The organism is Cyclobacterium sp. 10D3-21 (assembly GCF_055809755.1).
The window spans coordinates 4,979,109-4,990,046 of sequence record NZ_CM147924.1 but is presented as its reverse complement, the minus strand read 5'-3'; the positions used below and the strand labels follow the sequence as shown (position 1 = coordinate 4,990,046).

The following is a 10,938-nucleotide window of genomic DNA, read 5'->3' as shown; positions in this document are numbered from 1 at the left end:
GATGAAAGACATAGAAGTAGAAGAATTAAAAGAAAGGTTAGACAACAAAGAGAAATTTGTTTTTTTGGATGTGAGGGAAACTTACGAGTATGAAGGAGATAACCTTGGTGCTAAGAATATTCCGCTTGCCCAACTTCCAAATAATCTATCCGAATTAGAAATGCACAAGGATGAGGAAATCATCGTGCATTGCCGATCTGGAGCGAGAAGTGCGAATGCAAAGGGGTTCTTAGAAAGCAAAGGCTTTTCCAAAGTCAGAAATGTTTTAGGAGGGATTTTAGCCTACAGGGCTATGGAAGAAGATTAATTACAATAGGTTTTTATTCAAAAATAAAGGGTTCTGGAGTAAAGCACAGGATAAAAAGTACTATGGCAAACCAGCCTAGTAATATACGTTTTTGATCTAATTTTCTGCCATCAATCACCTCAGGGTGATTGATGCCCAATACCCTTCCTACCAGAAAGGCAAAAAAGAGCCATCCCGTGTACCCCTGAAGGCCAGGTGAAATGCTTACAAGGCTGTATTGTATGGCCGCAATGCCAAGTGCCATAAGCCATTTGTTGGTGTTAGAAAGACCTGATTTTCGATAACAAATGTAGAGAAAACCTACATACAGGGGCAATGCCAGGGCCAGGTAGTTCAAGTCTTCAAATGGACTGATAACCCCTAATCCTGCATAGAACAAAAACAGGGTATAAACAACCAGTGAAATAATTTTGTGGTGTTTTGGAAATAGCCCAAAGACCACATGTCCGCCATCCAATTGCCCGATGGGCAATAAGTTTATTGCTGTAAAGAACAAGGCCAAATAGCCTGCAAAAAGGTAGGGATAATGGATGATCTCGGACATGGCAGGCATCCGCTCAGGATCTGCAAGGGTTTTTTCCATGGTCCAGAACAATATATTATAGCCCAATTCAAAGTCCATCACTTCTTCATCTTCGCCCAGGACATAATTTGGATCCGCATATTCGGGATGAACTTCATAGATATAATCTGCTTCGGGTAACTGCGTGAAGCCATAAGTCAATACAGCAAAAGCTACCACAAAACCAGCGATCGGGCCTGCAACCCCTATATCGAAGAATTTTTTCCTACTACTTATTATTCCCTTCATTTGAATAATGGCGCCAAAGGTTCCTATAGAAGGAGACCCCAAAAATCCCAACCATGCTGGAATAAAGTAAGGCAGGGAAGATTTTACCTTATGGTAAATGGAAGTAAACAAGTGCCCCAATTCATGAATCAATAAAATACCGATGAAGGGCAGGGAGAATTGCAGGGAAAGCACGAAATACTCCCATGTAAGGGGTTGTTCATCGGAAAGTATGCTTCTGCCGTACAACCATTCTCCACCCGCAAGGGTAGTGGCTATTATTGTTAAAATGAAAAGGGTACCGTGTTTTAAATATTCTTTGGTACTATACATGCTGGAAAAAATTGATTAGGGCTTTGGGGTGGTCAATATGATGTGTTTGTATGCCAACTTTATTCGCACCCAAAAGGTTCTCTTTGAGGTCATCAAAAAACAAACATTTTTCCGGAGGAGCACCAATGCCTTTGACGACTTCCTGATAGATGGCCTCATCAGGCTTACGCAATCCCATTTCCTGACTTAGAAACAAATGGTCAAAAAGCCCAGGCCAGGTGCCTTCTGGTAATTTTCGCTTAAATGTTTCCTCTACCACCTTAAAATGAATGCTGTTGGTATTGCTAAGCATGTAGAGAGGGAACTTTTTTTTCAATTCGATAAGTAGGTCCAACCTTTCCTGAGGGATGTCCCCTAAAATACTGTTCCATGCGGCATCAATCCATTCGTCCTCCCAGTCTGCTGAGAAAAAATCCCTTACCCCATCTCTGAAAGTATTTTCGTCGGATTTCCCTGTTTCAAGATCAAAGTGAACAGGAGAGACCATAAATTCTTTAATTAGGTGATGTTGCTTTTCTGGTAGGCGGCTGTTTATTTTGTCAAAAGTCCTTTGGTAATCAATGTCATAGATGACATTCCCTAAATCAAAAATTAAAAATTCGATTTCTTGCAGATTTTTCATTACAATTTTTGTTGTGATTTTAAAATCAAATATGTAACATTGCATTCCCAAAAGCAAGGTAAAAGGTTCAAAAGACTTCTAATCTTGGTTAGGGAGCCTTTTCTAATTTGAAATACAGTTGGACTTGGTTATTTACTTCCTTTTGTTTGTGGTTGAATAGAAGGAATTAGATTTTCTTAATAAAAGTGGGGCCTATAACTCAGCTGGTTAGAGTATCTGACTCATAATCAGAAAGTCCCTGGTTCGAGCCCAGGTGGGCCCACAAATTTAGCCGAGAGCAATCTCGGCTTTTTTTATGCCTAATTTTTCATGTTTTTTCTTAATAATCAAATGGATGTTTTTCTTAGGCATGATTCATTCCTATCCGGCACCGGAGGCTGAGCCTGCCGAAGCCATAGGTTTTTCAGACGTAAACCATTGGGAAAGGTATTGTATAAAAATTCCCTTTTGTTCCCTAAATTTTGGCTAAAGCCGGATGATAGGGTAATGCCTTAATAAATGGGCTAAAGCCCATTCCTATTGAGTTGATTTCTTTGATCGATAAATTCGGCCCTAATACAGGGAAAGATAGAATAAATACAACTCTCAATAGCCACCATCTTTAGCTGGGGGATTCCAATGTTTATTCGTTTCTGCGGCTTTAGCCAAATTCTTTTGCCAAGCACCTTACAATTTGAATAATTCGATCAAGGTAACTCTGGCCCAACTAGGGTACATCTGAACTTACCCTAATACTTTCTTAACTCCAATTTCTGACAAGAAACAGGAGCAGGCTACCCAAAATTGACAAGATTCGACCTTTTTGGTCGAATTACCCACCTTTGAACTCGAATTTATGACCTAAAAAATTGAAAATTTGGCTAAGAAAGGACGTTGATCCGACCTAAATGCAGAGAAGATGACAAAATTGCTGAAATTTTCAATGGTTTGGGAAGATATTTGACGTTCTGAAGTGGGGAGGGGTACCTTCGAGTGTACCCATTGTAGTTATTGGCTTCACAATTCGACTTTGGAGGTAGGTAATTCAATGTTTTATCCGGAAAATTTTACCTTTTTGGCTGTTCATTTGAATGTGTAACACGGAAATTCGACCAAAAACTGACAAATTTCAATGTCAGCAGCGAAAAATCCGATCATTTTTATAGGATATTAATATCAGCGTGGAGGGAATAAACCTATAAAGAGCCGGAAATTAAAATTCCTGTTAAAAATAAAGGGCAATCCAAAAGGTTTCTAATGTACTTTGGATGTAAAAAGATAATTGTTACCCATTTATTCCCTTGGATGGCCATAAGTGAGAATTATTCATTGCCTTAAATGTATGTCTTTAAATGAAAGACTTTTTGTGAAAGGTGGATTGCCTTAGAAATAATAGTGAAATATGAATTTTCAGCTTTTCACCTACTATAAACCTTCTAATTCAATTAGTTTTAAGCTCAAATTTCTAAACCTCCTCTTAAATCATTAAAACTTTTTTATTTTAGGGGAAGTATAGGGCTAATAAAGCCCAAACTATTGTTAGAAATAAATAGATATTAGGTATGTGTAGATATGCAATGATTTCATATAAACCACATTATGCTTGCTTTGATTGCCGCAAAACTTTTAAAAGAAGATTGTTAGAAGATATTCTGGGCGGCTTTAGTAAAGACATTCAGGAAACTCCTGCTAAATGTCCTGAATGTGGGGGGGTAATGGCAGATATGGGCTTGGATTTTGAAGCACCTAGGAAAAAAGATGTGATTGCGTGGAGTCATATTTCAAATCTCTATAAAGTAGATATAACCTTTCATTCTTGTGGCTGTACAGGACCAGGATACATACCAAATGATACTGTAGCATTAAAAGATCATCTTTCTAAGATCAAAGACACCTATTTGGAGCATCAACATTTTTGGGCCAGAAGGGTGGGTGATCCGGAAAAGCCAAACGAAATAGCAAGAGATAAACATCAAAATGGTAGTTTTCTCTACAGAATTCCAATAGAAATGAAAAAAGGAACTAAAAATAAACCTGAGTATGACGCAGCAAAAGCTCAAATATATTGGAATCAAAAAGTAATTGAAATTAAAAAGAAAATTGAAATAATTAATAACGCTAATGCTATTTAAAAATGTATTTTTAATTAAATGTTGGTTCCCCACGAAGATTGGTGGGAGGTCAGTAAGCGAAAGTCCTTCTTAAATTAGAACATCGAGGATTTACCAAATATTAAAGCAAATAAAATCGTAATTTTCTGGATTATAAGGCAATACAAATTTTTAAAAGGTTAATTTAAAATGGGAAAATAGATCCCCTTGACTTGCGTGATCCAGTCTTTTAAAATGACAATTCTAAAAAACCATTAAATTAGTGCTGAAAAATTTAAGTTATAAATGGGCTTAAGCCCATTCCTATTAAGTTGTTTGCTTTGGCCAATTAGTTCGGTCTAAATTCCGTAAAAAGTTTATTGGATCCAAAAATCAATGGCCCCCAGCTTTAGCTGGGGGCTGGTTTGGGTTTACTCGTTTCTGTGGCTTTAGCCAAATGTTTACTATGGGGAGATTTCCATCTATTTTGCACGATGGCTACAAATTGGGTCTTTCTTATTTAACCAACCTCAATTCATCTATCACATTTTCACTGGAATCTTTGGCGGTAAAGGTAAGGCTGTTGCCATCGATGTCTAGCACCTGATAAAAAGGACCTTGCTCATACCTAACTGCAGCATAAGGCTCTTCTCCTATGCCTCTTAGATCGCTAGGAATACCTATGGAAATCATATAGGTGGTGCCATCCTTGGCATCAGCAACAACTTTTCCATCTTTCATGGGGTTGGACCGCATATAATAATGAATGTGTCCGGAAAATACCATGTCAACATGGTACTTGTCAAATAAAGGGATCCACTCTTTCTGAATGTTAGGGTAGGGCTCCTCCCAATTGTAAGGAGGGAAGTGGAACATGGCAAATTTCCATGTGGCCTTGGATTCACTCAATTGTTGCTCGATCCATTGGGTTTGCAGCTCGTCCTTAGAGGTGGCATCAATCATTAGAAACATGGCGTTTTTATAATTGAAGGCGTACGTATGTTCAGTAGGAAGATCTTTAGGGCCATTAGTTGGGTAGCTAAAAAGTTGCCTGTACATCTCGGCCCCAAGTCCCATGCGGTTGTCATGGTTTCCGAGCACATTCATAAAGGGCCGCTGGGAAATGACGTCCTTGGAGTATTCAAAGAGTTCATCCCATTGATCTCTATGTAGGCCATCACTTACAAGGTCACCGGCAATGGCGTGAAAAGCTGCCTCTGGATGTTTCTGAAATGCCTGGTTCGCCAACTTCCCCCAGACAGGTGAAAAATGGGAGTCTCCGTACCAAATAAAAGAAAAGGTGTCGTCATTGGATTGGGTGGTAAAAGTCTGCGTTTCCGACCAGCTGTCTTGCGTGCTTATTATGTATTCATAAGTTGTACCTGCTTTCAGGTTTATCAGATTGGCCGTAAACCGATTTACATATCGGTCATTCGCAAGTCTTAGGTCTTCCATTTCGTATTTGTCTGCATTTACAGATACTGTATCCTTGGTGCCTTTTACCCTGTAGGTAACCTTGCCTGTGTCAATCGTACTAGTAGTTCTCCATTGAATGTCCATTGTGGAGGATGGATCAGCACTCCATGTCAGCATGATTTGATCGGCCTTTTCTGAAGAAGGAAACTTGGTGGTTCTAAATGCATTGACCAATTGAGATTCGGTACCTCTTCCACGTACTGTCGTTAGCATCTGCTGTCCTTTTAATGCCTCTGGGACCTCAAATAATACCAACTCATCCCAGTCGCCGTAAACAAAAGCCCCATCATCCATGGTGCCAATGAAATCAGTTTCCGGATAAATATCGCTGATGGTCAATTCCTCACTTTCATTCTGAGGGGTCACAGTTACAAAATAATGGTAACTGTAGTTTTCCAATCCATTGATCCCTAGTCCAACCTGGCCTTTGTCAAAATTCTTTTGCCATACCTCATAATCCGTCATTTCGTTGTGCATGGTCATTTCGGTTTTCACAAAGCCACTTTCCTTGAGCCAGAAGGGTAGCCTTTCTTGCTTTATACTCCTTATTACAGATACTACGACAGGTACATTTACATTAAAGGTCCAATGACCACTGGAAAGGGTCTCAAGTTCCTCTTCGGTAAACAAGCCAAATGCTTGCTCGTAAGTAAGTGCATGGAGTTCTGCTTCTGTTTTTGTCTTGTAAAGCTCAGAGACCTTTGTGCTGATAAGCTCTTTGGATGTACTTCGCTGTTGTTTGTTGGGTTCAGAACAAGCAAAGACGATGAAGAGAAGGGCAAAAATGCAGGCTGTATTTTTGTATAGGTTGATTTTCATATTAAAGATTTCATTATTACTAATTTTAAAAGCAGGCCAATGATTGGTGGTTTTTTTATCTTAATCCTGCTGTCTAATTAATGACTGAAAACCAGTTGATTTGGGCCACTATTTATTGTTAAATTTAAGTTAACACCGAAAAAAAACGAATCCTGTTACCCTAAAATAAATGCGGGTTTTAACTGGCAATCACGTTTCCATGACCCTATAACAAGAAACGCTGATTCCTTGGTGAAAATAGCAGCCTACATTTGAAATAATCCCCGAAATGGAAAGAGGATACCTTCAACAAGTAATAGGCAATAAACCTTCTATTCAGTGAGGATATATTGAAGAAGAATTATTTCTCCACTATCACCTTTTTGACAAGTGGTTTGCCAAAAGCCTTGTGAATTTTAATAATATAGGTGCCATTTGTAAGCCCTATTAAATCTACCCTATTTGAATTGGCAGTGGAAAGGACAAGGTTTCCTGAGGTGTCAAACAGTTCAATTAAATAGGTGCCACCATTTTCCCATCCAATTTCTATGAATCTAGTGGTAGGATTGGGGAATAGCTTGATTGGATGACTCTCCTCTTCAAGGGAAGTAATGATCAAATCTGAACCATCACAATTCTCATCTATACCATTGTTGGGAATGTCTAATTGGTCAGGGTTGATTTCAGAATTTTCATCGTCACAATCATCTGCTTTAAGAAATCCATCTTCATCCAGGTCATCGTCTGGAGTTTCGGGATTACAGTCATCATCAATCCCATTGTATGGGATTTCAGCCTGATCTGGGTTTATGTTTGGATTGCTGTCATCACAGTCATTTGCTGCAATAAAGCCATCTTCATCAAGGTCATCATCCAGGGTATTTGGATCACAATCGTCATCTAAGCCATTGTAAGGGATTTCAGCTTTATCAGGATTTACATTGGCATTTGTGTCATCGCAATCCTCTGCAGTAAGAAAGCCATCTCCATCAAGATCGTTTTCTGTTGTGTTAGGATTACAATCGTCATCTATGCCATTGTTCGGGATCTCAGTCTGGTTAGGGTTAATGTTTGGATTGGTGTCGTCACAATCCTCTGCAGCAATAAATCCATCTTCATCCAGGTCATCATCTAGCGTTTTCGGGTCACAATCGTCGTCTAATCCGTTGTACTCAATTTCAAATTGGCCTGGGTTAATGTTCGGATTGGAATCGTCACAATCTGTATAGGAACTAAACCCATCCTCATCCAGGTCATCATCTGGTGTCTCCGGGTTACAATCATCATCAAAACCGTTATTTGGAATTTCTGTTTGATCTGGATTGATATCAGAACTTATATCTTCACAATCTAAATTGTTTAATGAGTAGTAGATACAATTATAGTCACATATATATACAGGTTGGGAGCGTGCGTCACCATATCCATCACCATCATAGTCAGGGTAAGCCTTGTACCCTTCTCCAATTAGTTGATTGTCAATGCTGCCAGCGACAATATTTATTCCATTGTAAACATATCCTATTTTTTCTGGGCCGTTGAATTGGTCGGAAAATGCACCGGCATAATTAAGTAAAGTTCCGTCAGTTCCGATTACTGCTAGGTGTACCTTCCAGGAGAACTTTATGTATTCTCCAATGACCCCACATCGGGTATTTATTCCGCTCTCAATTTGTATTGTGTGCGGACCAGGGCCTGAAATAGGCCTTTCTAAAATTTCAATTTCACCGTTTTCATCAAAATATCCCGTTTTAAAGCCATTAGATGTAACATACCTAGATCTACTATGGCCATTGCCATGCTCGTAGTTGCTAATTATTAGCTTTGCTGAAACGATTTTAGCTCCGCTAGGAATAATAAACTCAAAGCTTGGAGCATAGTCTTTGTATATGCCACATTGACCAAATGAAACAATAGGGGAGAAAATCCAAAGGAAAAAGATTAGGTTAAAAAACTTGCTCATGAATAGTGACTAATTTTTAAGCGGGCAAAGATACTCCGGTTCAAAAACTTTAAATTACCCCGATCATAAAATTAAAGAAGCAAAATTAACTATTAAATCTTTATTGCATTAACTAAGGTGTGATTATATTATTGGTTTATTCAAATTTATTACCATTGTAAAATGGATTAGCCTATCCTAAATATTAGTTTTTGGGGCAGTCATTTATTATTTTACCTTTTAATTATTAGTAATTACCAAGACCCATTATGATAAATTTACCACTACTAATTTTCTATAGTGTTTTTTCTCTGGCGGACAGTCTTCCTCAAGTGCTACCTGGTACGCGCGAAGGAATTGCACCTGTTTCCCAAGAAGCTTTTTCCAGAGATTTATTGCATGGGGCTCACCGTTTTGTGGATGTGAAAATTGAGGAGGCCAAGACAGAAAGAACACAGGACTGGGTGAAGGGATTTTCCTCAAATGAACAAAAAGAGCGCTTCCTATCCGAAAAGCGTGATAAATTGAGATCTATATTAGGAATAGGCTCCCAACCAATAAATGGTAATAAAATTGAGATAATAGCCAATGTTTCGGGCCCTATTGCAGTAGCAGAAACCAATAAATATACCATTTACCAGATCAAGTGGCCAGTTCTCGAAGCGATGTTTGCAGAGGGACTTCTATTAAAACCTAAAGGCCAGCCAAAAGGTCACGTCATGGTTTTGCCTGATGCAGACCAGCTTCCCGAACAATTGGTAGGATTGGCTCCGGACATAGCTGAAGGATCTCAAATGGCCAGGCACTTGGCTGAAAATGGCTTTGAAGTCATCGTCCCAACTTTGATCAATAGGGAAGTGCTGGAAAAAGACCAATCGGCTAGGGAATGGGTCTATAGACAAGCCTTTCAAATGGGCAAACATCTTATTGGTTTTGAAGTGCAACAAGTGTTGGCAATTACCCAATATTGGCAAAGTCAGGGGGTTGAAAATGTTGGGGTAGCAGGTTTCGGCGAAGGAGGATTAATAGCCTTAATCGCTGCTGCTTTGGATACTAGCATTGACGCATGTCTTGTCTCTGGTTATTTTGGTCATCAGCAGGAGAAATGGGAGGAGCCTATCTATAGAAACATTTGGGATTTTTCAACGCATTTTGGAGATGCTGAATTGGCCGCCATGGTAACACCAAGAGGCCTGGTGATTGAACACAGTCAACTGCCTGAAGAAGTCACCCTTCCAACCCAAAAACCAACAGTATATGATCCCTTTATTTACTCTGGATACAAAGGATCATTAATAAATGCCAATTTAAAAACGGTCAAAACCGAATTCGACCGCATGGTCCTTTTTGATAAAAGGACCACAAAATATAGTATTTTAGTGGCGGGAGAAAACCCTGAACCCATTGCCTTTGGTTCACTAAAAGCCCTCCAGCGTTTTAGTGATTTTATGGGAGTAGAAGACCAATTGGTACTCTCCGGAGAGATACCTAAAGACCAAAGGAAAGATTTCAAACCGGGGGACAGACAGCTTAGGATAAGAAATGGCATGGAAGCTTACGTTCAACAACTGGTCCATTTATCCCCAGCGACTAGAAATGAGTTTTACCTACATCAAGTGATGCCTCACTGGGCAAATAAAGAATGGAGTACGAAAAGCTATCACCCTTACGAAAGGCCGGATCAATTTATAAAAGAAAGCGATCGGTTTAGAGACTATTTCAAAAATCAGGTGATTGGAAGCTTTTCCGAAGAATTATTACCCGGAGATCCAAGATCAATCCAAGTCTATGAAAATGAAAAATGGAAAGGGTATTCCATTGCCTTGGATGTTTTTCCGGAATTTGGAGGTGGAGGGATATTATTGCTACCTAAGGACATTGGTTCAGATGAGCAGCGTCCTGTAGTGGTGGTGCAACATGGTAGAAATGGAGTGCCTGAAATTGTAATAGAAGGCCATACGAGTTATAACAATATGGCAGCAAGGCTGGCAGAGGAAGGCTTTGTAGTATTTGTCCCTTATGGTTTGTTTTCTGGTGAAGACAGGTACCGTTGGCTGGATAGAAAAGCCAATACCATCGGGAAAAGCCTGTTTTCATTTGTTTTGGCGCAACATGAGCAGTATTTAGAGTTTCTGGGAAGTTTGCCCTTTGTGGACAAAAACCGTATTGCATTTTATGGTAAAAGTTACGGGGGCGAAACAGCCATGAGAATACCATCCCTACTGGAAGGCTATGCCCTCTCGATATGTTCAGCAGATTTTGGAGATTGGACGAGGAAGGTTGCCGACACCTCTTTTTACAATAGCTTTATGCATACCATAGAGTGGGAAATGCCCTACTTCAATATGGGCAATACTTTCAGTTATGCAGAAATGGCGTATTTGATATTTCCGAGACCTTTTATGGTAGAGCGAGGCAGACATGACCTGGTTCAGCCAGATGAATGGGTGGCTTATGAATACGAAAAAGTCAGGTCTCTTTACACTCAGTTTGGCAAGGGGGATAATACCTATATCGAATATTTCAACGGCGGCCATGCTTCGCGAAACAAGGGCGTGTTTGATTTTCTTCACCAGCACTTAAATTGGCCTTAATTAACCA

At 39.5% G+C, this 10,938-nt stretch carries 7 protein-coding genes and 1 tRNA gene; 4 read left to right on the top strand and 4 right to left on the bottom strand.

The window, feature by feature from the left end:
* Position 1 precedes the first annotated feature (1 nt).
* Positions 2 to 307, top strand: a complete 306-nt coding sequence (locus AC0L7T_RS19235) for a rhodanese-like domain-containing protein (RefSeq protein WP_473337633.1) — start codon at positions 2 to 4, stop codon at positions 305 to 307.
* A 13-nt stretch (positions 308 to 320) separates the two neighbouring features.
* On the opposite strand, the gene AC0L7T_RS19230 is transcribed toward AC0L7T_RS19235, so the two are convergent.
* Positions 321 to 1,430 (bottom strand): site-2 protease family protein, encoded by a 1,110-nt coding sequence (locus AC0L7T_RS19230; RefSeq protein WP_473337632.1) that lies wholly within the window; start codon positions 1,428 to 1,430, stop codon positions 321 to 323.
* Complete coding sequence (locus tag AC0L7T_RS19225; RefSeq protein WP_473337631.1) at positions 1,423 to 2,052, bottom strand: HAD family hydrolase; 630 nt, start codon at positions 2,050 to 2,052, stop codon at positions 1,423 to 1,425. Before AC0L7T_RS19225 ends, AC0L7T_RS19230 begins: the two co-directional genes overlap by 8 nt.
* 188 nt (positions 2,053 to 2,240) lie before the next feature.
* Here AC0L7T_RS19225 and AC0L7T_RS19220 point away from each other — a divergent pair.
* Positions 2,241 to 2,314: transfer RNA gene (locus AC0L7T_RS19220), tRNA-Ile, on the top strand.
* 1,279 nt (positions 2,315 to 3,593) lie between these two features.
* Positions 3,594 to 4,163 carry a hypothetical protein gene (locus tag AC0L7T_RS19215; RefSeq protein WP_473337629.1) on the top strand — a complete coding sequence of 190 codons (570 nt, stop codon included), beginning with the start codon at positions 3,594 to 3,596 and terminating at the stop codon, positions 4,161 to 4,163.
* Positions 4,164 to 4,637: 474 nt separating this feature from the next.
* On the opposite strand, the gene AC0L7T_RS19210 is transcribed toward AC0L7T_RS19215, so the two are convergent.
* Positions 4,638 to 6,416 carry a purple acid phosphatase family protein gene (locus AC0L7T_RS19210; RefSeq protein ID WP_473337628.1) on the bottom strand — a complete coding sequence of 593 codons (1,779 nt, stop codon included), beginning with the start codon at positions 6,414 to 6,416 and terminating at the stop codon, positions 4,638 to 4,640.
* Positions 6,417 to 6,756: 340 nt separating this feature from the next.
* Positions 6,757 to 8,358, bottom strand: coding sequence for a MopE-related protein (locus AC0L7T_RS19205; protein WP_473337626.1), 1,602 nt, complete (start codon positions 8,356 to 8,358; stop codon positions 6,757 to 6,759).
* 248 nt (positions 8,359 to 8,606) lie between these two features.
* Here AC0L7T_RS19205 and AC0L7T_RS19200 point away from each other — a divergent pair, with 248 nt between their 5' ends.
* Complete coding sequence (locus AC0L7T_RS19200) at positions 8,607 to 10,931, top strand: alpha/beta hydrolase family protein (protein ID WP_473337625.1); 2,325 nt, start codon at positions 8,607 to 8,609, stop codon at positions 10,929 to 10,931.
* Positions 10,932 to 10,938: the final 7 nt, after the last annotated feature.

Coding starts and splice junctions, on each gene's coding strand:
- AC0L7T_RS19210 (WP_473337628.1), bottom strand. CDS start 6,416: ATGAAAATCAACCTATACAAAAATACAGCCTGCATTTTTGCCCTTCTC.
- AC0L7T_RS19230 (WP_473337632.1), bottom strand. CDS start 1,430: ATGTATAGTACCAAAGAATATTTAAAACACGGTACCCTTTTCATTTTA.
- AC0L7T_RS19215 (WP_473337629.1), top strand. CDS start 3,594: ATGTGTAGATATGCAATGATTTCATATAAACCACATTATGCTTGCTTT.
- AC0L7T_RS19200 (WP_473337625.1), top strand. CDS start 8,607: ATGATAAATTTACCACTACTAATTTTCTATAGTGTTTTTTCTCTGGCG.
- AC0L7T_RS19205 (WP_473337626.1), bottom strand. CDS start 8,358: ATGAGCAAGTTTTTTAACCTAATCTTTTTCCTTTGGATTTTCTCCCCT.
- AC0L7T_RS19235 (WP_473337633.1), top strand. CDS start 2: ATGAAAGACATAGAAGTAGAAGAATTAAAAGAAAGGTTAGACAACAAA.
- AC0L7T_RS19225 (WP_473337631.1), bottom strand. CDS start 2,052: ATGAAAAATCTGCAAGAAATCGAATTTTTAATTTTTGATTTAGGGAAT.